The following is a 22,336-nucleotide window of genomic DNA, read 5'->3' on the forward strand; positions in this document are numbered from 1 at the left end:
CAGTGCTACCTCAATCTAACGGATTGAGGTAGTGTTGTTTCGAAAGAAAGGTTGTGAGTGTGTTGTATGCGGATGACTATAAACCAACGTTTCAAAGGCGAACACCAGAAGAGTATTTAGAATATATTCGTCAGCAAAACCGCGGGAAGTTAAAGCTATACGTAGGAGCGGCTCCAGGAGTAGGGAAAAGTTATAAAATGCTACTTGATGCTAGAGAGATGAAAAAGGACGGTATGGATATTGTAATTGGTTTAATTGAAACGCATGGAAGAAAAGAGACAGAAGACGCAATTGCTGATTTAGAAAAGGTTCCTTTAAAAGAAATAGATTATAAAGAGAAAGTGTTTTATGAACTCGATGTAGAAGGAATTATAAAACGTGCACCACAAGTAGTTGTTGTGGATGAACTTGCGCATAGTAATATTCCTGGATCTAAAAATAAGAAACGTTATATGGATGTACAGGAATTGCTAGACGCTGGTATATCCGTATTATCAGCGTTTAATATTCAACATTTAGAAAGCGTACATGACATTGTAGCTCAAATTACGAATGTTAAAGTGCGAGAACGTATTCCAGATTTTATTTTACAAAAAGCAAATGAAATTCAGCTCGTTGATGCAACCCCAGAAGTATTAAGGAAGAGATTAATAGACGGGAAGATATATAAGGAAGAAAAAATAGAGCAAAGCTTACAAAATTTCTTCACGCTTAATAATTTAGGGGCACTAAGAGAATTATCACTTCGGGAAGTTGCCGATGATATGGACGAGAAAATTAGCCAAACCGTTATAGAACCGATTGGTGTGAAAGAAAAAATTCTCGTTTGTGTACAATACAGTTCAACAGCAGAGAAGTTAATACGAAGAGGTTGGCGCATGGCGGATCGGTTAAATGCTGAATTGTATGTATTAAATGTTGAAAGGGAAAATATAGAGTCCCTTTCAGCAGGGAAAAAGCAAACGATTGAAGAGTGGAAGTTGCTAACGAATCAATTTGATGCGAGTTTTGTTTTAGAAGAGGCAAAAGGAAGAAAGCCAGCGGATGTTATTATTGAAGTCGCGAAAAGGCTACAAGTAACGCAAATTTTACTCGGACAATCAGCAAGAACAAGATGGGAAGAAATTCGAAAAGGTTCAATTGTAAATGAAATTATGAGGCAAACGAAGTATATTGATATTCATATTGTTGCGGATCAAAGAGTTTAGAATAGAGACCATTTGTAGGTCTCTATTTTGCTTTTTGTGTGGCAGGGAAGCGTAGCAGTTTCATCGCATATAAGATTATGAGTAGAAACATAATTGCACCTATGAAGAAAATCCAAAAGTAATTTTGATTAAATAAAAGAAATCCACCTACAAGTGGTCCTGTTCCCATACCGAGATAGCGAATAAAGTTGTACATACCGATAGCAGTTGCGCGTTCTTGTACGAATTCTTCTGTTAATAAAGTAGTGTGAGTTGGCATAGAAAGTCCCATACTAAAACCGTATAAAGATGTAACGATAATGATGAATGAGATATTGATGTTATATGTGAAAGAGAATAAAGTGACACATATAATATTGAAGAAACTAGTGATGAATAAAGCTTGCTTTGTTGTGAGGCGTTTTTGCAAAAGCTTGTAGCAATAACTTCCTAACATAATAGAAAGGGACATCGGTACAAATATAAGACCAATTTCACTTGCAGTTAAGTGAAATAAATTTGTTAAAATGCTCGGTAAAAAAATGAGGAAGCAAAAGTAAATACAAAATTGAATAAAGCCAATAAGAGTAATAGAAAATCCAGTTTTATTTTTTAAGATAAACCAGTAATTCTTTTTTGCTTGCGGTTGCTTAATTACAGTGGGTTTTGTTTCTGGAAGTAGTGAAATGTTTATAATTAATAAGAGAATGCCAAGTGTAGATAAAAACAAAAATACGTATAAATGGCCATTTATACTGCCGAGATAACCACCTATAAGAGGGCCAATTGCAGGTGCGAGAGCAAGTAACATTTGATACAGGCTCATCGCCTCTCCGCGTTCTTTTCCTTCAAATAAATCACCGATAATCGTTGCTGCAACTACAGGTATAGCCGCTATTCCTATTGCTTGAACAGCTCTAAAAAATAGAAATAAATAAACGTTCGCCGAAAAAGCACATCCGATTGAACCAATTGTACTAATGATTAAACTAGGGATAAGGATAGATTTTCTCCCTTTTGTATCAATTAAAGGTCCATATATGAGCTGCATAATTGCAAGAACGAATGTGAATAGTGAAACTGTTAAATTTACTAGATAAAGAGAAGTGTGAAAAGAAGCTTGAATCATAGGCAAGATAGGTGTGTAAATATTTTGAGCGAAGGAACCGAGTAAGGCACTCATACAGACAACGTATAAAATGAAATGTAGTTTGGATTTTTTCATTATGTTAACCTCCTTGTGATTTAGTTTCCTTGGAAACTAAATTTATTTTAACATGTTTTTCTCACTTGTAAATATGAAAAAATGATTTTAAAATGGTATATAGTTAAATTGTTTCTTTGGAAACTTAGGGGGCGAACGGATTGGATCATGCAACGAAACAAATGGAAATACTTTCGGACATTCGTACACTTTTGCATAAAAAAGAAGAACATTTGAAAGAACAAAATGAGAAATTTCTTCGTGAGACAGGTATAAGTGGTATGTCTTTATCTGAATTACATGTTATCGAGTGTATCGGAAAAAATGCTCTGATGAATGTAACTGCTATTACGACAGAAATGGGAATGACGAAGGGTGCAATCTCTAAAATTTGTACAAAGTTGTTTCAAAAGCAATTCGTTGAGAAGATGCAAATGTTAGATAATCAAAAAGAAATTTTCTTCCGCTTAACGGAAAGCGGAAATGAAATATATAAAGCTCATGATAAATTGCATAAACAAGCTGAAGAAAAGTGGCTATTACTTTTAGATGGATATACGAAAGAAGAACAAGATTTTATTCAAAGGTTTATAAAGGATGTCTCCGGTCATTTGGAAATATAATTGGAAGAAAAAACTCCTTTATTTCAAGACTTTTGAATATAATTTCTAAAAGAACTCATATATAATAGAAAAAGATACTTAACATGGTGAATAATTAAAGAGTCAATATATAAAGAGGAGAGAATAACATGCTTGAAAATACGGGGTTAGTATTAGAAGGCGGCGGTATGCGTGGTGTATATACGGGCGGGATATTAGAATACTTTATGGAACAAGATTTATATTTTCCATATGTAATTGGTGTATCAGCTGGTGCTTGTCATGCAGCGTCGTATCTTTCCAGACAAAGAAATAGAAATAAAACGGTCAATATTGATTATGCATCACACCCACAATATTTATCGTATAAAAATTTATGGAGAAAACGCCAATTGTTTGATATGGAGTTCATTTTTCATGAAATTCCAGAAAAACATGTCCCGTTTGATTTTGAAACATATTTTAATAGCCCAGAGCGTTTCCTTGTAGGAACAACAGATTGTGAAACAGGACAGTCTGTTTATTTTGAAAAAGAAGGAACGAATGATGATGCACTAAATTTATTACAAGCATCTAGTTCATTACCTTTCATTGCACCTGTAGTAAATTACCGTGGTAAGCAGTTATTAGATGGTGGGATTTCTGATCCAATTCCAGTTCGTAAAGCACAGGAAGATGGGTTTAAAAAATCAGTCGTTATTTTAACGAGAAATCATGGTTACGCGAAGAAAAAGTCAAAGTTTGGATGGGTGGCAGCGAAAGCATATAAAAAATATCCGAACCTTGTGAACACGATGTTGAATCGTTATGAAGTATATAATGAAACACTTCACTACATTGAAAAAGAAGAGCAAGCCGGGAATTTATTTGTTATTCGCCCAGAAGTGCCGCTTCAAGTAGATCGTATGGAAAAAGATACAGCAAAACTACAAAATCTATATGAGCAAGGCTATGAAGATGCAAAGAGACAGTTTGCAGATTTACAGTCGTTTTTACAAAAATAAGTATTAGACTGCGGGGAAGAGTTTCTCCGCAGTCTTTTTTGTATTGCTTGCTTATCCGTTACTTTTTAAAAATGTATGAATGTTTAAGTGTTTAAAGAGTTTGTAAAACATATGGGTGTCTTATTGAGGAGAATTTACTTGAGAGGTATTATGACGATGTAGCGCTACAAAAAACTATTTAATTTACGAGGTGATTGTTAATGAAGGGAAAGTTTTTTTCGATTACGACTTTAGTATTATTAGCAACATCAATCTCAACAAGTGCATTTTATCCAACTTTAAGTGGCCACAAAAGCGGTAACTTACTATCTTACAGAGCTCAAACGACTACGAATCAAAACGCATCTCGCTGTTCAGTAGCGATTTCTTTTATTAATTCAAAAGGAAGTTATTCATATATTGAAAGTGCTTCGGATAAATTAGGATCACATGAATCGGGAAGAGCATTAAATGCCACTGTTAGTAATGGCGCATATAACGCCTTTGGTGCAAAGGGGCTATATTCTGAGCATTATGCCAATGAGAATAATGACTATCAAGAAGATACACACAAAGGTACTTTTGATAGTAACGGTAACTTACGATTACAGTGGTAAAAAATATTAAATAGTTGTCTTTATAAATATTTGGATAAGGAGAAGGGGATGTGCATCATCTCCTTCTTATCTAAAAGGAGCAGAGACATGTATTTAGCTTTTAAAAATATAAAAAACAACAAACTGTTTTCAGTCATTCTTCTTATGTCATTTTTTATTTCGTTTCTTTCTATATCAGTAGCTGCGCTTTTAACAGAATCTAAACGAAATTTCATATCTGCTTTTCAAATCGGCTTTCCAGAAAAGAATCAAACGTTAACTGTTCCGATAGCGAATACAACTGAATTGGAAGCGATAATTCCTGTCATACAAGATATTTTTGTAAAAAGTGATATTTACGTAGAGCATTTAAAAGCATTAAATAGTTCAGGTGCAATAAAAATCGTAGCTGTGAATTTAAAAGATGATTATTATTGGAAGCCATATATTTCTGAAGGACAATATTTTTATCGTGAAAATGTAAACGATATGGTTGTTGGCGATCAAACGAATGTAGAGGACTTATATGAATTTGATGATACATATAAAAAAATAGGAACTATATCGAGAAAAGACAGTGACGTCGGTGTATCAGACATATACATCCCACTTCAAAATTTACCTACTATATCTAAAAAAGGTATTATCGCGAGTAAACAATTACAATTAACAGTTGTTAATCCTACATCATCTATTCATAACGAAATAAAAAAATTTATGGGTAGGAGTAAAGAAGTGCTTTCGGGAGATGTTCAAATACTGAATGAACGAGATCTTCAGGAACTACATGTGACACATATAGATCCAGCAAATAAGTATTATTATAAATTTATTCTTGTTGCAATTGTTTCTGGCATTTCTGCGGTTTTATTTTGGATTTATAAAAAAGAAAGAGAGATTTCATTAAAAAAAGCAGTAGGTGCTTCTAATATATCTATTTACTACGAACTATATATTCAAATTTTGTTTATTTCTCTAGTAGCGATGTTCTCAGTTTTTTTTACGCTAGAAATATTTTCGGGAACAATTCATACGTATTTTCAGACATACTTATTAAAACCGTTAACACTATATGTATTGATATATAATGTTGTTTTTATAATTTTTCTTACAATATTTGTTACTGTAATTCCAATCAAGCACATCATAAATATATATCCTTCAAAACATTTAAGAACGTAGGTGGTCGTCATGTTTTTTATATTTGATTCTATACGATCTATGAAAAAACGGTTGTTACCAAGTTTAATTATAGTAATTTCTTTAATTATTGCATTTTCTTCATCTATAGAATTTATTAGTAATCTGTCGGGATATCGAAAAATGATGACGGTAGCAAATCATTTATCGACTCATAAAAATTTCTATGAACTTTATGCGACGCAAGATATAACATTGTTTAGCGAAGAAAAAGCGAGAAATGATTATCAACAATTCATTCAAGGGTTATCTAATACGATACCAATAAAAAATACAACAAATTATTTGCTCCGTAACTATTCACTTAGCTTAAAAAAAGAAAATGGAACGATAAAGACTCTTATTATTGATAAAGATATTAATAAGTACTTTCATATCCGACTTTCACAAGGAAGGTATTTTGAGGAATCGGAATTTCATAAATCAGTATTTGATATTAGACCTGTTATATTAGGGGCTAATTATAAAGAGAAGGTATCTATTGGTGAGGTTATACCATCTGGAAAAATGAAGCTAAAAGTAATTGGCTTTTTAGAAAAAAATTCACCATTTACATATCCTCGGAGCGGTGAAATATCGGATAATCGTATTACATTATTAGATGACATGGCAATTTTACCAATTGGAACGGAAGAAATAGAGTTCTATAGTGTAGACCTGTTATACAATGGGTTAATTATAGAAACAAATGAGAATATAAATATAAATGAATTTCAAAAGAAAGTATTAAAGGTAACGGAAGGTAAGGGATATTCGTATTATGTTACAAATCCGAATAAATTGTTAGAAAACGAAAAGCAAGGTATTGATAATATGTCATACCCCTTATTATTAAGCGGTACAGTCTTATTTTTTTCATTTCTATCTATCGTATTAACATCAATGGCCGCACTTTATATGGAGCGTAAAAATATTTCTATTAAATCAGCGTTAGGTGCAAGTACTTTTCAAATATGTCTTCCATTTATTATTGAGTATATGTTGTTATTCATTTTATCGATATGTATAGGAATTATGTATTTTCAATGGGAGAATAGCGGAGTAATTGAAATTCAAAAAGAGCTAGAAAATAGTACCATATCTTTTTTTGGAACGTTACAAGTCTCTATAGAATCATTGGTTGTTATAGGTGCTCTATCAATTGCAATGATCCTCGTTATATATACAATCATTTATTTCAATGTACTAAAAATAAAAAATACATATATGAAAGAGGTGTTATAGATGATTCAGCTCGCAAATGTGGCTAAGGGATACGGAAAGAGTAATTTTAGTGCTTTAAAAGATATTAATCTTACAATAGAAAAAGGCGAAATGATAGCTATTATGGGACCCTCTGGTTCGGGGAAATCTACTCTCCTTAACATTATTGGCTTAATCGATAGCCCCTCTGCTGGAAAGTATTTTTTAGATGGAATGGATACGAGTACATTAAAGGCCAACTATCATAAGTATAGAAATAAGGAAGTTGGATTTGTGTTTCAGAACTTTTCGCTACTAGATGATTATACAGTTATTGAAAATGTAATGCTCCCGCTTATATATAGAAAAATCTCTCATACGAAACGTATACAAATATCAAAAGAAATGCTGGAAATGGTAGGGCTGGAGAGACATATTAACAAGTATCCTCACGAATTATCTGGAGGAGAGCAGCAAAGGACAGCGATAGCGAGGGCATTAGCACAAGATACAAAAATTATACTTGCTGATGAACCGACTGGTGCTCTCGATCAAGAAAACGGAGAAAAAATTATGAGCATTTTAAAAGAGGTTCATAAACAAGGAAAAACGGTGCTAGTTGTTACACATGATCAAAAGGTAGCTGCATACTGCCAGAGGACAATACGTTTGCTCGATGGATGTATGGTATAATATGGATAAAAGTATGTGAAGAGGTGATACATATGGAAAATGTATATAAAGGTCTTAGGCATACTGGATTTACTATGATGTTTATTTTTGGTGGTGTATTTTTACTGCGCTGGTTCATTCATGATGAAATGCTACTGGATCAGCTTATTGGATTTAGTGTAGGGATGGTAATGGTTATTTCATCCGTTTTCATTCAAAAGTATAGTAAAGAAGTACAGATGAATGAAAAATATTAATAAGTTTTAACTTCTTTTATATTGTTCATAGTTTAGGAATAGTGGAGGCTTTCGTATGATTTTCTTATTTGTAGTATATTTTGTGATCATTATGACATTAGTAATTACGTTTCTTCTTTCAAAAAAATCATATAAGAAGCCTATTATTAAATATATACCAACGTTAATATTGTTTATTTTAGCTTTCATTTCTTCTGTTATGTTTGTATTGAATAACGGAATGGGAGAGCTGATAATAGCGGTATTTTTAGGGATTGCAGCGATAGTGAACGGTCTTTTACTTCTTGTATTGAAAGTAGTTCGTGTGATTGTTGCAAAAGGAAAATAGAGCATCGAAATTCGATGCTCTATTTTTTTATACATAAAAAAAAATCCCTCTTTATGAGGAATTTTAATGTGGTAAGAAAATCAATTGATAAGCGAACAAGATTCCGAATACATACACAAGTGGGTGAACAGAACGGAATTTACCTTTTGCCACTTTCATAAGTGGGTATGAAATAAATCCAAGTGCGATACCTGTTGCGATACTTGATGTAAGTGGCATGCTTAATATTACTAAGAATGCTGGGAATGCTTCATCAAATGTGTCCCAATCGATGTGGCGAACTGATCCCATCATAAGACTACCAACGATAATTAATGATGGTGCAGTAATAGCTGATACGCCAGAAACAGCACTTACTAATGGTCCGAAGAATGCTGCTAGTGCAAATAGAACAGCTACTGTAACAGTTGTTAAACCAGTACGACCACCAGCTGCAACACCAGCAGATGATTCAATGTACGCTGTTGATGGTGTTGTTCCGAACATAGAACCGATTGTTGCTGAGAATGAGTCAGATAGAAGAGCTCGTCCAGCTTTTGGAAGCTTTCCATCTTTCATAAATCCACCTTGTTGAGCAACTCCAAGTAATGTACCTGTTGTATCAAATAATGTAACAAGGAAGAATGAAAATACAACGCCGTACAATCCGTAGTTAATTACATCAGATACAGCAGTAATTGGATTGGAAACGATGATTCCTTCTGGTAATCCAGGCATTGATGTAACGCCGTTTGAGAACGATAATTGTCCTGTGAAGTAAGCGATAATACCAGTTAATAGCATTCCGATAAATAGTGCACCATTTACATTTAAAGACATAAGGACAATTGTAATTCCAAGTCCAGCTAATGCTAGTAGTACTGGAGCAGAGTGAAGATCACCAAGTCCAACTAAGTTTGCTTCATTTTTTGTAACGATACCTGTTAAACGTAAACCGATAAAGGCGATGAAAAGACCGATACCAGCAGTAATTGCATGTTTTAAGTTTTCAGGAATTGCTTCCATTAATTTTGTACGGAAAGATGTGAATGATAACAAAATTAAAATCATACCTGCTACGAATACAGCAGAGAATGCAATTGCGAAAGTCATGCCTTCATGAGCTTTTACAACAGAGTAAGAGAAGTAAGCATTTAATCCCATACCTGGTGCGATTGCGATTGGTAAGTTTGTAAAGATTGCCATAAATAATGTTCCGACAACAGCAGCGATAATTGTTGCTGTAAATGCTTGTTCAAATGGAACACCTGCATCCCCAAGGATGACAGGGTTTACGACAATGATATATGCCATTGTTAAGAAGGTAATAATACCTGCCATAATTTCAGTTTTAATAGAAGTTTTATGTTTTGAAAGGTTAAACATATAAACATCCTTTCTGTTTACGAATAATTTTCACAACAGTTATATATAATATTCGTTTTTTAACTATTTTGCAATAGTTTTGCATAAAAAGTTTACAACAATTCATATTTTGTGTCTTAAATTCGAATATTAATCGTAAAACGATGTGTGAATTTCAGTTTTTATTGTGCGCATATTATAAGGAAAAGGAGTTGAAAGAAGATATGCCACAGCAAAAAAACTTTGTAACAATGCCAGCGCAACATCAAAATAAACAACCTGGTATTGAATCGTTAATGAATCCTCTACCACAGTTCGAAGACCCAAATTATAAAGGAAGCGAAAAGTTAAAAGGAAAAAATATATTAATTACAGGAGGAGATAGTGGGATTGGACGCGCTGTTTCCATCGCTTTTGCGAAAGAGGGAGCAAATATTGCGATTGCGTATTTAGATGAGGAGGAAGATGCAAATGAGACGAAACAATATGTTGAGAAAGAGGGGGGGAAATGTGTATTGTTGCCGGGTGATTTAAGTAATGAACAGCATTGTAAAGATATTGTAGAAGAGACCGTTCGGCAGCTAGGTAGTTTGAATGTTTTAGTAAATAATGTCGCGCAGCAATATCCGCAGCAAGGGCTAGAGTATATTACAGCAGAACAGCTAGAAAAGACTTTTCGTATTAATATTTTTTCTTATTTTCACGTTACGAAAGCAGCACTTTCTCATTTAAAGCAAGGGGATGTCATTATAAATACGGCGTCTATCGTTGCGTATGAAGGAAATGAAACTTTAATTGATTATTCCGCAACGAAAGGAGCAATCGTAGCTTTTACAAGATCGCTTTCTCAATCGTTAGTGCAAAGAGGGATTCGTGTAAATGGTGTTGCGCCGGGACCAATTTGGACACCACTTATCCCATCGAGTTTTGATGAGAAGAAAGTCTCTAAGTTTGGAAGCAATGTTCCGATGCAAAGACCTGGTCAACCATATGAACTAGCGCCAGCATATGTATACTTAGCGTCTGATGATTCATCCTATGTTACCGGACAAATGATGCATGTAAATGGAGGCGTTATTGTAAATGGATAGTTTTCATTGATAAGAGCAAAGTAAAGTTAATTCCACTAATTATATTGAGCGCTAGGGGAGGGATATAGATGAAAAAATTATATTTCGTCATACTATTATTTTTCATCCTACCGGTTAGTGCTTTTGCTGATACAGATCATTTAATATTAGTGAATCTTACGACAAACCAGTTGTCTTTTTTTGAAAATGGAAATTATACAAAAACATTCCCCGTAACAACTGGAAGAGATCGTACACCTACGCCTGAAGGTAATTTTTGTATTATAACTAAATTTAAAAATAAAGAATACCATCGAAAAAAAATAGCTGGTGGTGCACCGAATAATCCTCTCGGTACGCGTTGGTTAGGTTTGGATAAAAAGGAGTATGCGATTCATGGAACAAATCGGGAATGGACGATTGGAAGCCGAGAGTCGAATGGCTGTATTCGCATGCATGACCGGGATATACAATGGTTATATGATCGGGTGCAATTACAGACGAAAGTAATCATTTCTCGTTTTCATACGAGCCCTGAATATGAAGCGAATAAGCTTGGTTACCGCGTTGTGAGCTGGAATGGTCGTAAAATAGAAGAAGAGCAAATTGGCATGCTTACGTTAGTAGACCGTGCTGATATATATTGGCAAGAACCAAATGGGCAGTTAACGAAAGTGAAAACGGTATTGCCGAACGAAAGATATGCAGTGTACTCAAAACGAAAAGATGGAATATATTATATAGGAAACAATTTGTATATTGTGGATGAAACAGGAGAAAAAATTCGTTATGAGCAAATTCCTGCCTCGACTTTAAGTAATATATATAAACGGAAATATAATGTTCCATAATGGCTACCGTATTACAGACGGTAGCTTATTTCTACTTCGAGTTTAACTGCAACTATTGTATTTTGCTGAATATAATACAGTACAGATAGGGGGCGGTTACATTATGAAAAGTGAATTTGCTTTTAAAGTTTTCTTAGTAACGACCTGTTTATTTATCGTGTATTTGTATGCGTTTCTCGTCTTTTCTTTTTATGTTCCATATTTTGATTTAATATTATTTTTCGGATTTATTTGGGCATTTGTGAAAGCGAGAGAAGGAGAGAAGAGTATATATCGGCGCATTACCTTATGTGGGACAGTTGTTCTCGTTATTTTGTACTTTTTTATCATGCATGATTTTTGGAGAGGAATGTAAAAAAAGCATACGAGTAATCGTATGCTTTTTATGTTTAATATTTTGGCTTAAATGTATGACAACAAGTTTCTACACTCGTTGCTACAGAACTTTCTAGCGTCTCGTTTGTTAAAACCGCACCTGTATACGAATCATTTGCATTCGAACCGGCCTCTTGTGCATCTGGTTGAACAACGATTGCACTTGCTTGACAAAAGTTACCTTGTCCCCAAAATGAGCAATTGGAAACAGAACATTTCACTTCTGGCATAAAACCCCCTCCTTATACATTAGTTTGGGATTTTACGCCCATTTCATGTGTAGAAGGAGTTTCCTTTTCGCATTATTTTTTTGTTTGCTCAAGCCATTCTTTTAATTTGTCTTTCGGTTGTTCACCACTAATACGGCTTACTTCTTTGCCATCTTTAAAGTGAATGATTGTTGGAGTTCCTTTAATTTTATATTCATCCCAAGGAGCATCTAGTTTTTCAATATCCATAACTTTCATATCAACGTTCAAGTCTTTAGCCATTGGTACTACGACAGGAGATAGCTTTTGGCAATGAACGCAAGATGTTTGATAAAAGTATACTGTTTCTTCTTTTTTCTCTTTTAAATTCTTTTGAAGATCTGAAAGAGAGATTTTGTTTGTATAGTAGTCAGGGCCATTTGTTTTACTATCAGTAGCATTATCAATTTTTTGACTAGTAGCATTTTTTTCTTCCATTTGTGTGACAGCGAAAATTGCTGCAAACAAAGCGATAATAATACCACCAAATATAAGCATTTTTTTCATTGTTTCATCTCCTTATTTGTTTTTTATTACAATAAAACTACATACAGCGATTGTAATAAAGCCGATAAGTGCTAAAAACGGGATTGTAATAAAACCAAACCAGTTTATGAATTCTCCGGTGCAGGGTACACGGCCGCAAGCTGCTCCAGCAGCTGAAAATGCTGGGACTTTTTGAATTGCATAGTGATATAAAGAAATACAAGCACCGATACTTGCAATTGGTAAAGAATAACTTGCGATGCGATAATCTTTCTTTGCTACAGCGATACCAAGCCATAAAACGAATGGATACATAAAAATACGTTGATACCAACAAAGTACACAAGGTTCAAATTTCATGATTTCGGAAAAGTACAGACTTCCTAGTGTAGCGATAAAAGAAGCTCCCCATGCGGTAAGTAAAGCATATTCTTGCTTTTTTTCTCGTCCCATATTTTATACCTCTCTTATAATAGTTACATACTAAATTATAGTATGAAGTAGCACAGAAAAGAAAGAAAAAATATGTTTATCAATAAAAGTTTTATAAGGGGAAACTTTTATTGATATAAACATTTTAAAAAAGCGCTATTCTCATAAAGAGAATAGCGCTATATTTTACATTTGAATTTGCTCTACTTCTTCTATATGTGACTTTTGGGATGCATGGTCAATATATTGAAATAGGAGCTGCAATTGTTTATCAACTTCTGGCATTTCTTTACTGTATTGATAAGCGTGTAAAAAATGTTCAATACGCTTAGAAAATAGTTGATCGTTCGTTTGAACCATAAGAACGAGTAATTTATCCCAATTACAGCTATACGTGTAATAGAGAGCTTTGTCATAGTCGTTATATGTTTGCACTGTGTACCCTCCTTACTGAGGAGTTATATATAGTGTGTGACAAGCAAGGAGAAATACACTTGAAAGAATTTGTTAAGAAAAAAAGCGAATGAAAAGAAAAAACGAGGAATATCCCCGTTTTTAAGCTTTTGGCATTGGCGTAGGTGTTGGCTTGCCGTAGCCCTCTTTATATTTATTGTCGATATAGTTACGAATTTCGAGCGTTGATTTTCCTTTTTGTTTCATGGAAGCAGATTCAACCGCGATTTCTAAGCAATTGACGCAAGTCGTTGCATGGGAGTCCCAAACAACTTCACCATTCTTTTTCATTTCACGAATAAAGCAGTTTTTATTATTTTTATGTCCCACACTCTCACCGCAACCGCAGTAACATGGAATCCAATCTAATAGCTCTGCATTTTGCCCAGCGACAGTGTAGATATCTTTCATTTGTGGATCAAGCTTGTCTAGGAAGGTAGGAAGTGTGTCGACTCCTTTTGTTTTTTCTTGAATGTCAGCTTGCTGAGTGTGCGATGCGTGGTCATGCTCTTCTTTTGATTCAGATGATTTCTTTTCATTTGTACTAGTAGCTCCGCAACCAGCAAGAATTAAACTTAGTACTGCAAGTAAAGAAAATACATATTTCTTCATACGCTTGTCCCCTTTACAAATGTATTACTCAAATTGTATCAGAGATTATGGTGTATCGGTTGAAGATTTTTTCGACGGATTTTTGAAACGCCATCGTACTGAATGGAATAGAAATAAAATTGGGATATAAGCGTATACAATATATAAACCCGCTTTAGATAGTACTGTATTTAATGTGTTGATACTTTCACGATTTGTGAAAAATAAGGAAGCTGTAAAGACCATGAAAATAAAAAATGGTAATGTGAATGTAAAGGGAATATGGAATGAACGCTTCATCGTTTGACATGATGACCAAATGGTTAAACAAAGGTTTGGCAAAATAATTAAAAACCAAACGAAAATAATAATATATTCAAAGCGTTGAATGAAAGGGACTTTAATGATTTTTAACATTGTTAAAGTAGGCCAAATCGTGTGATTTAATTGGCCCTCGCTATAATACATAAAAGATACGATGGCTAAAACTACATAAATTAAGGTACTAAAAGCAATACCTGCATGAGCCCATCTTTTTAAGGATTTTCCTTTTTCAATAAATGGATAGAAGATTAAGATTGTCTCAAAACCAAGAAACTCTAACGCAGAGTGTTTTGCAGATATAAGCATGTCAAAAGGTGAATGTGTAAAAATAGGTAAAATATTGCGGAAATGTGCATATTTCATTGGATAAATTAAAAAGAATACAACGAAAATAGGAAGAACGACTCCCCAAAAACATATTCCCGTCACAGAGCGAAATCCTCCCTTTATAATATAGTAAGTCACTAATAAAAACATAAGGGTTAGTTTCCATAACTTAATGGTAGGGAAAATCCAAACTTGTATTACTTCCATATATGTACGAAGAACAGTAAGGCAAAATAATAAGCAATAAAGAGTAAAAATTACAGAAAATATAGAACCGATCCATTTTCCAAAGCTCGTTGTATGAATGCTAATTAAATCGCCATCTTTTTCTAACATTTTTAGCATGCAAAACAGTACAATATGAGTTGCAATACCTGCTATGATTAGAGATATCCAAGCGTCATAACCAGCATTTTTTAAAATTACCCGTTGATATCCTAGAATTCCTATTCCAATTTGAAGAGAATGTAACAAAACAAATGCAAAATATGGAGAGACAGTCTTTGTTTTATTCATTGTATGCATTGCTTATTTCACCTCACTATTCTCCAATTCCAGATTGTACAATGTTAATATCTAAATTTATATCCACAGCTATATTCGGGTACATATTTCGAATTTGGTTTATATTCCATTTTCTCGTATGGCTTCTAATTTCATCGCGTATTCCTAAAGGATCAATTCTCTTTTGTTGAAATTGTTTTATTAATTCTTCACAATCTTGTTCAACGTTTCGTTCAATTTGTTTTTTTATATAATTGATATTTGTTTTTTTTCTTAAATCAATCCAATTAGGGGAGTTTTTAATTAGTCCATTTAGTTTTAAATGGATTTTTACTTTTGGTATGTCACCAGTTTGATCAATATCATACTTGCTTTCCCCAGCTAAGTTTTGTATGACAACCATACCTTTATGTTTGTTCTTCTTTATCGCTGCTTCGTAACGTCCATTTTTCGTAGGGTTAATAAGTAATTTTGCTAAAACAGAATGTCTTTTATCTGTATACATAACGACTTTATCACCTTTTAAAAAAGCAAGTCCTTTGACAGCCACGGAATGATTATCGTCCATTTTAATATAAGGAACATACGCATCACATACAGAAGAGTAGTAATTATATAAAAAAATGTTTAATGTGGTTTGTGGAATGTTCTCGTTTCGTATATTTTGTTCAAGTAAATCAGCAATGTATAACGAACCATTTTTTTTTACATAATTTAAAAGCTCTTCAGCCGAGCCATCTACAATTGCTAGTTGTACATCACGCCCGATATTTGGGTCACGTTGTAAGTTAGTAATAATTTCCCCCATTCCTTGTTCTCCTAGATCTTTTCCAAATAAAACGACACGCATTTGACCTACAACTACATTGTGGGGGGATTTTGCATTTAATCGTGAAGCGATTGTTTCAAGTGAGCGGGCAGATGTTGATTGAGTTTCTGGTTTCGATTTTACACCATGTGTATACTCTGGAAATAAGATCGTTCCTTGGAATCTTTTGTTTTTTGTGATGTCAAATCCAGCAATATGAATAATACGCTGTGTATCCACTATATACGTTTGTGTACAGCCAGTTTGTAGAACAAAAAGGGGTATAATAAGGAACAATAAGAGTTTTTTCATTCATTATCACCATCACGTTTTTGCTTCGCTTTGTTCGGATTATAGCGCCATTTAGATTTTGGTCTAAGGAAAGAAGGCCTTTGTGCAGTTTGGCTAAACGGTAAACGGAAAAAACCTTCCGCTGTACCTAAACCACGAAATGGGTATAAAGGTAATAAATAAGGTGATCCAAGTGATTTTAATTTAATTAAATGAGCTAAAATAAACACAAACCCGACAATAAGACCTAATCCACCAAATGCACCAGCTAAAAGAATAAGCGGAAATCGTAACAACCGAATAGTAGAAGACATTTTTACAGTCGGCGTTGTGAAAGATGCAAGAGCGGATAAAGCAACTGCAATTAATAAAATCGTACTCGTTAAAGCGGCTTCAACAGATGCTTGCCCAATTACAATCCCGCCAACAATACCAATTGTTTGTCCGACTTTCGTCGGTAAACGTGCTCCCGCTTCACGAAGCAATTCGATTGTAATCTCTAGAAAGAGTGCTTCTAGAATAGGCGGGAAAGGTACGTTCGCTCTCGAGAAAATAATAGGTCCTAGTAAATCAGCAGGAATCATTTGATAATGATATGTTAAAGCCGCTGTATAAATAGCGGAGGAAAAAAGAGAAAATATAGCTCCGAAAAAACGGATAACGCGAAAGAACGATCCAATCATCCACGGTAAATAATAATCTTCTGGTGAAATGAAAAAATCTAGTAACGTTGTCGGTCCTAATAAAGCATATGGAGAGCCATCTGTTAAAATTAAAACTTCCCCGTTAATTAATGCAAATACGGCTCGATCTAATCGTTCTGTAGGTAATAGAACAGGGAATGGTGAATTGCTATTATCACTAATAAATTGCTCAATCATAGTCGAATCAAATGGAACATCAAAGTCAATGTCTTCTAGTCGTTGTATTGCAGTGTTGATAAATTGTTCATTTGTAACCCTTTCAATATAAGCAACTGCTACTTTCGTTTTTGACATAGATCCAACGATAACTTCTTTGAAAATGAGTTGCTCCGTTACAATATTTCGGCGCAATAAGTGTATATTTGTATCAAGGTTTTCAACGAAACCGATTTTAGGTCCAATTACGCTATACTCATTTTCTGTATCGTTATATAATCGTGTTCCTAAAACAGTACTTTCGGCACGAATTAAAGCATATTGATCGGGATTCGAATTGCTTTTTAAGCGTACTAAAATATATCCACCTAATAATTTCTCACGAATATCATCAATAGAGGGAGAGGTAATAATATCTTCAATGGAGACAATATTACATAGGTCAGAGATATTTTGAATATGTTCTGATTCCTTTTTCATAGGAGTTAAAATAAACTGTTTAATAATAAGTGCTTCCACGACAGATTTATAATAAAACAAGCATAACGTTTCATCTTCAAGTACGTTATAAGAGACAAAATCGCTAGATTCTTTCATGGTATGTATAAATTCTGGAATAGAACAAAGTGGTTTTGCCGTAGTCTTTTTGGATTTTTCAGATGAGAAACCGAACATTTTTACCCCCCTGACATATATCATTTACTTATGTTAGTTTTTGGGAAAGGCGGGAATTTATACTTGAAAATTGAAAGTTCATAAAGAAAAGGAAGGATATTGGGAATCCCTTCCTTTTTTGGCGTATTAATTTGTTTTCTTTTCCTTAATAGACTTCACTAATTTAATCATTTCTGCTCGTATATCTTCTTTTTTTACATTTAATTTTTCTGCAATTTGTTTAATGTCCATTCCGTCTTTTTTCATTTTTAGTACATCATCAAGAGGAGTGTTACTTTTTTGAGAGATGATTGTTAATACCGTGAGCTGACGTAATCCGATATTATAATCTTTCATTTTTTGTTTTAGGCCGTCTGGTGTAGATTTTTGCATATTTGCTAATTCTTGCAGCAGTGCTTTTTTCGTCTCTTTATTCATATGATGCTTTTTTAATTTACTTGGATCTACACCGAAATGCTGGGCTGTTTTCTCCCAAGATTTATTTTGCTTATAGTAAGCTAAAACGTCTTTTATTTCTTTTTTACCGGTTCTTGCAATGTGAGCAGCTTTCCAAATTTCATGTTTGTTATAGCCGAGTTTTTCGAGCGACTGCATTTCTTCTTCTGAAATAGGCTTATGATGGTGCAATGTTATTTCTTTTGGCGTGGCAGCGAAAGTAGGGAAGACGGTTGCCCCGAATAATAATGTTGCCATAGTCATACTTACTGCGATTTTTTTGTACATATAAACTCCTCCTAGATGGATAATGTGGAAAACTGTACATATATCATTTCCATAAAATGTGAAATACTTGTGAACAAGTTAAGTTTTTTTATTCACAGTATAAAATGACGTTTTTGGAAGTTTTCCAACATAAAACATTGATTAATAGTAAAAAACTAAGGTATAATCGAAATTGAAAATCAATATCAATAACAAATGTATACATATAGATGAAAATAAGGGAGAGAAAAATATGACTACATATACTTCCATCGCAAATGTGATTAAAGAAAGACGCTCTGTACGTACATTTACAGATAAAGCTGTAGATAAAGAGTTATTAATTGAACTATTAAACGACGCAACATGGGCACCGAATCATAAACACCGTGAACCATGGAATTGTAAATTATACATTGGAGAAGGCCGCAAAAAATTAGTAGATGCAGTATTAAACTCTTTCACAGAAGAAGAAAGAGCGAAACGCGGCAAAATTTTATCAGATCGTTTCTTAAGCACGCCGGCACAAATTGTTGTTTATATTAATGAAGATCCACGTCAAATTCAACGCGACGAAGATTACGCTGCAACATGTGCATTTATGCAAAACTTCCAACTGCTTGCTTGGGAACGTGGCTTAGGTTGCGTTTGGAAATCAGGCGGATTAAACTACAATCCATTATTTATAGAAGGACTTGGTTTAACAAGAGGTCAACGCATCGTTGGAATTCTTCACCTTGGCTATTTCGATAAAGCACCAGAAGGAAAAGCTCGTACGCCGATTACGGAGAAGATGGAGATTATTGAAGGTTAATAGATGAGACATTCTCGTTTTTATGAGGATGTCTTTTTATTATGCAATCAATCCTCATGAAAGCTTGTTCCTCATCATACACTTTCTTAAGGGAAAGTGTAAGGAGGGAAAATAATGAGAGCAAGTGAAGATAAAGCGCTGCAATATGCGATTGCGGAAATTACGGAAATTGCGACTGGATTTGGGCTTGATTTTTATCCGATGCGTTATGAAGTATGTCCAGCGGAAATTATTTATACATTTGGTGCATATGGGATGCCGACGAGGTTTTCGCATTGGAGTTTTGGAAAGCAATTTTTCAGAATGAAATTACAATACGATTTAGGACTTAGTAAAATTTATGAACTCGTTATTAACTCTAATCCATGTTACGCCTTTTTATTAGATACGAATTCTTTAATTCAAAATAAATTAATCGTGGCGCACGTTTTAGCGCACTGTGATTTCTTCAAAAATAATATTCGTTTCTCTAATACGAAACGCGATATGGTGGAGAGTATGGCAGCGACAGCAGATCGTGTGAAGGCGTATGAACATAAGTATGGAAGAGAAGAGGTAGAAACGTTCTTGGATGCAGTACTTGCCATTCAAGAACATATTGATCCATCGCTTATGCGTCCGAAACTTGCTTGGAGTATTGGAGATTTAGAAGAGGATGTAGAAAAGAAAAAGATATCACAGTACGATGATTTATGGAATTTAGATGATCGAAACAAAAAGAGGGAACGACCTAATATGCATAAAAAGAAGAAAATCCCACCGCAGCCAGAAAAAGATTTACTCCTCTTTATTGAAGAATATAGCCGTGAGCTAGAAGAGTGGCAGCGCGACATATTAACGATGATGCGCGAGGAAATGTTATATTTCTGGCCACAGCTTGAAACGAAGATTATGAATGAAGGCTGGGCTTCCTTCTGGCATCAACGCATACTTCGTGAAATGGACTTAACATCTTCTGAAGCGATTGAATTCGCAAAGCTTAATGCAGGTGTAGTTCAACCATCAAAAACAAGCATTAACCCATACTACCTCGGTATTAAAATGTTCGAAGATATTGAAGAACGCTACAATAACCCGACAGAAGAAATGAAGCGACGCGGTGTAAAACCAGGATCTGGTCGAGACAAAATTTTTGAAGTACGTGAAATTGAGTGGGACGTATCGTTCTTAAGAAACTACTTAAATAAAGACCTCGTAATGAGAGAAGATATGTACTTATTCCAGCGCCAAGGAAAAGAATATAAAGTGATTGATAAAGAATGGGAGCATGTGCGTGATCAACTTGTAAATATGCGTACTAATGGAGGTTTCCCGTACTTAGTAGTAGAAGATGGAGACTACTTAAAGAATGGGGAATTGTACATTAAACATAGCTATGAAGGAATTGAACTAGATTTAAAATACTTAGAAAAAGTATTACCGTATCTTCATCAGCTATGGGGAAGAACGGTGCATATGGAGTCCATTGTGGAGAGTAAGGGCGTTGTGTTTTCTTATGATGGGAAGATGGTGCATCGGAAGTATGTGTGATGAAAAGAACGGACATAGAATGCTATGTCCGTTCTTTTTTATTTGGAACAAGGTCAAATATGCTATTCTTGAAAAAGGGAGTTACATAGAGAAATGGAGCGATTCAAATGAGCAAAATAGGGGTATGCAAGGTGGATATTACGCCGCCTGTCGGTATTGATTTTGTCGGATACCATAGAGAGACAGGAATAAATAATATTGAAGAGTGTATTTACGGGACGGTCTTTGTATTTGAAAAAAATGAAATGAAAACGGTGTTTATAAGTGTTGATAACATCGGGATGTTAGTAGAAGATACGAATGTTATTCGTGAGCGAGTAGCTAGTAGGCTTCATGTGCCATTTGAGCGAATAACAGTTGTTTATACACATACACACTCTGGTCCAGAAACAGTCGGTGAGCAACCTTTAGTAAATTCGTATAAAACGAGTTTAGTAAATAATGTAGTGCAAGGTGCGGTTACTGCGGATAACAACTTGAAGCTCTGTGAAGTTGGCTGGGGTGTTACGACAGGTGATATTGGGGTCAACCGAAGAGAGAGAACATCTGATGGAAGAGCAAAGATGGGAACAAATATAGAAGGTGTTGTAGATAAACGAATTGGTATGTTAGCAGTAAGACATGCTGAAACGAAGGAGCTATCTGGAATTATTGTATTTTGTACTGCGCATCCGAATGTTTTAAAAGGTGATAGCGATGTATTATCAGCGGATTATCCTGGAATGACGAGGGAGATTCTTGAGAAAATCGTAAACTGTCCTGTTATTATTATGCAAGGAGCTGCTGGTAATGTAAATGCGAAGCATCGTGGTTCAAGGGAAGCATTAAAGAAAATGGCTTACACACTTAGTGGACATGTATTAACGATGTTGCCAATAGTTACATATAGCCCAATTGTAAATTTAAGAACAGTTTCGAGTATGATGCAAATGAAGTTGAAAGATATTCCAGAAATTCATGAGATACGAAGAATGGCTCAATTAGCGGAGAAGCAGTGGGGTGTGAACACGGATGAATGGTTTACTATCGTTTTAGAGAAATATAAGCAAGGTATTCGGCAGTTACGTATTGATTTGGAAGTTCAACTGTTTCAAGTTAATGATGGTATGTTCTCTGGTATACCGATGGAACCTTTTTCAGAAACTGCGTTAGAAGTGAAAGAGAGTCTTCAAAATGAACTAGCTTTCTTTGGTGGATATACGAACGGATATATTGGTTATTTACTTACAAAGGAAGAGTATGTATATGGTGGATATGAAGTGGAATTAAGTCCTGTCGTATATGGGCCAGCTACAAATTTGTTGATGCCACCGGAGGAGAATACGGCGAGTTTGATTGTGCAGAGAGTTATGAAATCATATAATGTTTAAAATATAGACTTTCATGTATTTAATATAAAATTTAAAAGAAACAATAATTATTAATAAAACTGTAAAAAAC

Annotated in this window: 26 protein-coding genes; 15 read left to right on the forward strand and 11 right to left on the reverse strand. The window is 34.4% G+C overall.

The genetic code is table 11. The annotated features are described in order from the left end of the window. Positions 1 to 53: 53 nt before the first annotated feature. The gene (kdpDN, locus tag JDS99_RS23550; RefSeq protein WP_088061988.1) at positions 54 to 1,208 is read left to right on the forward strand and encodes a KdpD-like non-kinase potassium sensor; all 1,155 of its coding nucleotides are present in this window, start codon (positions 54 to 56) and stop codon (positions 1,206 to 1,208) included. A 22-nt stretch (positions 1,209 to 1,230) separates the two neighbouring features. Here the strand turns inward: kdpDN and JDS99_RS23555 are convergent, their stop codons facing one another. After that, positions 1,231 to 2,412, reverse strand: a complete 1,182-nt coding sequence (locus JDS99_RS23555; RefSeq protein ID WP_088061990.1) for an MFS transporter — start codon at positions 2,410 to 2,412, stop codon at positions 1,231 to 1,233. A gap of 140 nt (positions 2,413 to 2,552) precedes the next feature. On the opposite strand from JDS99_RS23555, the gene JDS99_RS23560 reads away from it, so the two are divergent. The 8 genes from JDS99_RS23560 to JDS99_RS23595 all read left to right on the forward strand — a co-directional run bounded on the left by JDS99_RS23560 (position 2,553) and on the right by JDS99_RS23595 (position 8,211). Further along, the gene (locus JDS99_RS23560) at positions 2,553 to 3,014 is read left to right on the forward strand and encodes a MarR family transcriptional regulator (RefSeq protein ID WP_088608408.1); all 462 of its coding nucleotides are present in this window, start codon (positions 2,553 to 2,555) and stop codon (positions 3,012 to 3,014) included. 128 nt (positions 3,015 to 3,142) lie between these two features. Beyond that, the gene (locus JDS99_RS23565) at positions 3,143 to 3,997 is read left to right on the forward strand and encodes a patatin-like phospholipase family protein (RefSeq protein ID WP_087985830.1); all 855 of its coding nucleotides are present in this window, start codon (positions 3,143 to 3,145) and stop codon (positions 3,995 to 3,997) included. A 200-nt stretch (positions 3,998 to 4,197) separates the two neighbouring features. Continuing rightward, the gene (locus tag JDS99_RS23570; RefSeq protein ID WP_137012262.1) at positions 4,198 to 4,593 is read left to right on the forward strand and encodes a hypothetical protein; all 396 of its coding nucleotides are present in this window, start codon (positions 4,198 to 4,200) and stop codon (positions 4,591 to 4,593) included. 87 nt (positions 4,594 to 4,680) lie between these two features. Next, positions 4,681 to 5,754 carry an ABC transporter permease gene (locus tag JDS99_RS23575; protein WP_088608409.1) on the forward strand — a complete coding sequence of 358 codons (1,074 nt, stop codon included), beginning with the start codon at positions 4,681 to 4,683 and terminating at the stop codon, positions 5,752 to 5,754. A 9-nt stretch (positions 5,755 to 5,763) separates the two neighbouring features. After that, a complete protein-coding gene (locus JDS99_RS23580; RefSeq protein WP_142310409.1) occupies positions 5,764 to 6,996 on the forward strand; it encodes an ABC transporter permease in 1,233 nt (410 codons plus the stop codon). Further along, on the forward strand, positions 6,997 to 7,647 hold the full coding sequence (locus JDS99_RS23585) for an ABC transporter ATP-binding protein (RefSeq protein WP_088061998.1): 651 nt from the start codon (positions 6,997 to 6,999) through the stop codon (positions 7,645 to 7,647). It abuts the gene before it with no gap. Further along, positions 7,635 to 7,883 carry a hypothetical protein gene (locus tag JDS99_RS23590; RefSeq protein ID WP_088062000.1) on the forward strand — a complete coding sequence of 83 codons (249 nt, stop codon included), beginning with the start codon at positions 7,635 to 7,637 and terminating at the stop codon, positions 7,881 to 7,883. Before JDS99_RS23585 ends, JDS99_RS23590 begins: the two co-directional genes overlap by 13 nt. A 55-nt stretch (positions 7,884 to 7,938) precedes the next feature. Next, the gene (locus JDS99_RS23595) at positions 7,939 to 8,211 is read left to right on the forward strand and encodes a hypothetical protein (protein WP_000576485.1); all 273 of its coding nucleotides are present in this window, start codon (positions 7,939 to 7,941) and stop codon (positions 8,209 to 8,211) included. Positions 8,212 to 8,274: 63 nt separating this feature from the next. Here the strand turns inward: JDS99_RS23595 and JDS99_RS23600 are convergent, their stop codons facing one another. Further along, on the reverse strand, positions 8,275 to 9,576 hold the full coding sequence (locus tag JDS99_RS23600; RefSeq protein ID WP_088062002.1) for an NCS2 family permease: 1,302 nt from the start codon (positions 9,574 to 9,576) through the stop codon (positions 8,275 to 8,277). A gap of 203 nt (positions 9,577 to 9,779) precedes the next feature. On the opposite strand from JDS99_RS23600, the gene JDS99_RS23605 reads away from it, so the two are divergent. The 3 genes from JDS99_RS23605 (at position 9,780) to JDS99_RS23615 (ending at position 11,831) form a co-directional block, all read left to right on the forward strand. Next, positions 9,780 to 10,646: an SDR family oxidoreductase gene (locus JDS99_RS23605; RefSeq protein ID WP_199695807.1), complete on the forward strand. Its 867-nt coding sequence runs from the start codon at positions 9,780 to 9,782 to the stop codon at positions 10,644 to 10,646. 68 nt (positions 10,647 to 10,714) lie between these two features. Further along, positions 10,715 to 11,476 (forward strand): L,D-transpeptidase, encoded by a 762-nt coding sequence (locus JDS99_RS23610; RefSeq protein ID WP_088062006.1) that lies wholly within the window; start codon positions 10,715 to 10,717, stop codon positions 11,474 to 11,476. A 103-nt stretch (positions 11,477 to 11,579) separates the two neighbouring features. Next, the gene (locus tag JDS99_RS23615) at positions 11,580 to 11,831 is read left to right on the forward strand and encodes a hypothetical protein (RefSeq protein ID WP_088062008.1); all 252 of its coding nucleotides are present in this window, start codon (positions 11,580 to 11,582) and stop codon (positions 11,829 to 11,831) included. A gap of 34 nt (positions 11,832 to 11,865) precedes the next feature. On the opposite strand, the gene JDS99_RS23620 is transcribed toward JDS99_RS23615, so the two are convergent. From JDS99_RS23620 to JDS99_RS23660, 9 genes are all read right to left on the reverse strand, one after another. After that, the gene (locus JDS99_RS23620) at positions 11,866 to 12,081 is read right to left on the reverse strand and encodes a DUF1540 domain-containing protein (RefSeq protein ID WP_088062010.1); all 216 of its coding nucleotides are present in this window, start codon (positions 12,079 to 12,081) and stop codon (positions 11,866 to 11,868) included. Between the two features lie 72 nt (positions 12,082 to 12,153). Next, positions 12,154 to 12,606, reverse strand: a complete 453-nt coding sequence (locus JDS99_RS23625; RefSeq protein ID WP_088608414.1) for a thioredoxin family protein — start codon at positions 12,604 to 12,606, stop codon at positions 12,154 to 12,156. A 12-nt stretch (positions 12,607 to 12,618) separates the two neighbouring features. Then, a complete protein-coding gene (locus tag JDS99_RS23630) occupies positions 12,619 to 13,038 on the reverse strand; it encodes a disulfide formation protein C (protein ID WP_000532264.1) in 420 nt (139 codons plus the stop codon). Positions 13,039 to 13,203: 165 nt separating this feature from the next. Further along, positions 13,204 to 13,452 (reverse strand): YhdB family protein, encoded by a 249-nt coding sequence (locus tag JDS99_RS23635; protein WP_001195461.1) that lies wholly within the window; start codon positions 13,450 to 13,452, stop codon positions 13,204 to 13,206. 120 nt (positions 13,453 to 13,572) lie between these two features. After that, positions 13,573 to 14,082, reverse strand: a complete 510-nt coding sequence (locus JDS99_RS23640) for a PCYCGC domain-containing protein (RefSeq protein ID WP_048545771.1) — start codon at positions 14,080 to 14,082, stop codon at positions 13,573 to 13,575. A gap of 45 nt (positions 14,083 to 14,127) precedes the next feature. Further along, positions 14,128 to 15,237 carry a GerAB/ArcD/ProY family transporter gene (locus JDS99_RS23645; protein WP_088608416.1) on the reverse strand — a complete coding sequence of 370 codons (1,110 nt, stop codon included), beginning with the start codon at positions 15,235 to 15,237 and terminating at the stop codon, positions 14,128 to 14,130. Between the two features lie 16 nt (positions 15,238 to 15,253). Next, positions 15,254 to 16,336: a Ger(x)C family spore germination protein gene (locus JDS99_RS23650; RefSeq protein WP_060487580.1), complete on the reverse strand. Its 1,083-nt coding sequence runs from the start codon at positions 16,334 to 16,336 to the stop codon at positions 15,254 to 15,256. Continuing rightward, complete coding sequence (locus JDS99_RS23655; RefSeq protein ID WP_199695808.1) at positions 16,333 to 17,850, reverse strand: spore germination protein; 1,518 nt, start codon at positions 17,848 to 17,850, stop codon at positions 16,333 to 16,335. The genes JDS99_RS23650 and JDS99_RS23655 overlap by 4 nt, the downstream gene beginning before the upstream one ends. A 126-nt stretch (positions 17,851 to 17,976) precedes the next feature. Beyond that, a complete protein-coding gene (locus JDS99_RS23660) occupies positions 17,977 to 18,573 on the reverse strand; it encodes a hypothetical protein (protein WP_199695809.1) in 597 nt (198 codons plus the stop codon). Positions 18,574 to 18,805: 232 nt separating this feature from the next. Here JDS99_RS23660 and JDS99_RS23665 point away from each other — a divergent pair, with 232 nt between their 5' ends. From JDS99_RS23665 to JDS99_RS23675, 3 genes are all read left to right on the forward strand, one after another. Next, positions 18,806 to 19,366 carry a nitroreductase family protein gene (locus JDS99_RS23665; RefSeq protein ID WP_000214808.1) on the forward strand — a complete coding sequence of 187 codons (561 nt, stop codon included), beginning with the start codon at positions 18,806 to 18,808 and terminating at the stop codon, positions 19,364 to 19,366. Positions 19,367 to 19,480: 114 nt separating this feature from the next. Then, entirely contained in the window at positions 19,481 to 20,896 is a 1,416-nt protein-coding gene (spoVR, locus tag JDS99_RS23670; RefSeq protein WP_001202728.1) for a stage V sporulation protein SpoVR, read from the forward strand. 107 nt (positions 20,897 to 21,003) lie between these two features. Continuing rightward, positions 21,004 to 22,266: a neutral/alkaline non-lysosomal ceramidase N-terminal domain-containing protein gene (locus JDS99_RS23675; protein WP_199695810.1), complete on the forward strand. Its 1,263-nt coding sequence runs from the start codon at positions 21,004 to 21,006 to the stop codon at positions 22,264 to 22,266. Positions 22,267 to 22,336: the final 70 nt, after the last annotated feature.

This window comes from Bacillus cereus group sp. N6, assembly GCF_016483705.1.
Taxonomy (GTDB): domain Bacteria; phylum Bacillota; class Bacilli; order Bacillales; family Bacillaceae_G; genus Bacillus_A; species Bacillus_A wiedmannii.

What these genes read in the sequence shown, in the direction of transcription:
- JDS99_RS23650 (WP_060487580.1), bottom strand. Translation starts at nt 16,336, where the DNA reads ATGAAAAAACTCTTATTGTTCCTTATTATACCCCTTTTTGTTCTACAA.
- JDS99_RS23595 (WP_000576485.1), top strand. Translation starts at nt 7,939, where the DNA reads ATGATTTTCTTATTTGTAGTATATTTTGTGATCATTATGACATTAGTA.
- JDS99_RS23640 (WP_048545771.1), bottom strand. Translation starts at nt 14,082, where the DNA reads ATGAAGAAATATGTATTTTCTTTACTTGCAGTACTAAGTTTAATTCTT.
- JDS99_RS23575 (WP_088608409.1), top strand. Translation starts at nt 4,681, where the DNA reads ATGTATTTAGCTTTTAAAAATATAAAAAACAACAAACTGTTTTCAGTC.
- JDS99_RS23605 (WP_199695807.1), top strand. Translation starts at nt 9,780, where the DNA reads ATGCCACAGCAAAAAAACTTTGTAACAATGCCAGCGCAACATCAAAAT.
- JDS99_RS23590 (WP_088062000.1), top strand. Translation starts at nt 7,635, where the DNA reads ATGTATGGTATAATATGGATAAAAGTATGTGAAGAGGTGATACATATG.
- JDS99_RS23660 (WP_199695809.1), bottom strand. Translation starts at nt 18,573, where the DNA reads ATGTACAAAAAAATCGCAGTAAGTATGACTATGGCAACATTATTATTC.
- spoVR (WP_001202728.1), top strand. Translation starts at nt 19,481, where the DNA reads ATGAGAGCAAGTGAAGATAAAGCGCTGCAATATGCGATTGCGGAAATT.
- JDS99_RS23565 (WP_087985830.1), top strand. Translation starts at nt 3,143, where the DNA reads ATGCTTGAAAATACGGGGTTAGTATTAGAAGGCGGCGGTATGCGTGGT.
- JDS99_RS23555 (WP_088061990.1), bottom strand. Translation starts at nt 2,412, where the DNA reads ATGAAAAAATCCAAACTACATTTCATTTTATACGTTGTCTGTATGAGT.
- JDS99_RS23570 (WP_137012262.1), top strand. Translation starts at nt 4,198, where the DNA reads ATGAAGGGAAAGTTTTTTTCGATTACGACTTTAGTATTATTAGCAACA.
- JDS99_RS23585 (WP_088061998.1), top strand. Translation starts at nt 6,997, where the DNA reads ATGATTCAGCTCGCAAATGTGGCTAAGGGATACGGAAAGAGTAATTTT.
- JDS99_RS23600 (WP_088062002.1), bottom strand. Translation starts at nt 9,576, where the DNA reads ATGTTTAACCTTTCAAAACATAAAACTTCTATTAAAACTGAAATTATG.
- JDS99_RS23610 (WP_088062006.1), top strand. Translation starts at nt 10,715, where the DNA reads ATGAAAAAATTATATTTCGTCATACTATTATTTTTCATCCTACCGGTT.
- JDS99_RS23580 (WP_142310409.1), top strand. Translation starts at nt 5,764, where the DNA reads ATGTTTTTTATATTTGATTCTATACGATCTATGAAAAAACGGTTGTTA.
- JDS99_RS23655 (WP_199695808.1), bottom strand. Translation starts at nt 17,850, where the DNA reads ATGTTCGGTTTCTCATCTGAAAAATCCAAAAAGACTACGGCAAAACCA.
- JDS99_RS23665 (WP_000214808.1), top strand. Translation starts at nt 18,806, where the DNA reads ATGACTACATATACTTCCATCGCAAATGTGATTAAAGAAAGACGCTCT.
- JDS99_RS23625 (WP_088608414.1), bottom strand. Translation starts at nt 12,606, where the DNA reads ATGAAAAAAATGCTTATATTTGGTGGTATTATTATCGCTTTGTTTGCA.
- JDS99_RS23630 (WP_000532264.1), bottom strand. Translation starts at nt 13,038, where the DNA reads ATGGGACGAGAAAAAAAGCAAGAATATGCTTTACTTACCGCATGGGGA.
- JDS99_RS23675 (WP_199695810.1), top strand. Translation starts at nt 21,004, where the DNA reads ATGAGCAAAATAGGGGTATGCAAGGTGGATATTACGCCGCCTGTCGGT.
- JDS99_RS23615 (WP_088062008.1), top strand. Translation starts at nt 11,580, where the DNA reads ATGAAAAGTGAATTTGCTTTTAAAGTTTTCTTAGTAACGACCTGTTTA.
- JDS99_RS23620 (WP_088062010.1), bottom strand. Translation starts at nt 12,081, where the DNA reads ATGCCAGAAGTGAAATGTTCTGTTTCCAATTGCTCATTTTGGGGACAA.
- JDS99_RS23645 (WP_088608416.1), bottom strand. Translation starts at nt 15,237, where the DNA reads ATGCATACAATGAATAAAACAAAGACTGTCTCTCCATATTTTGCATTT.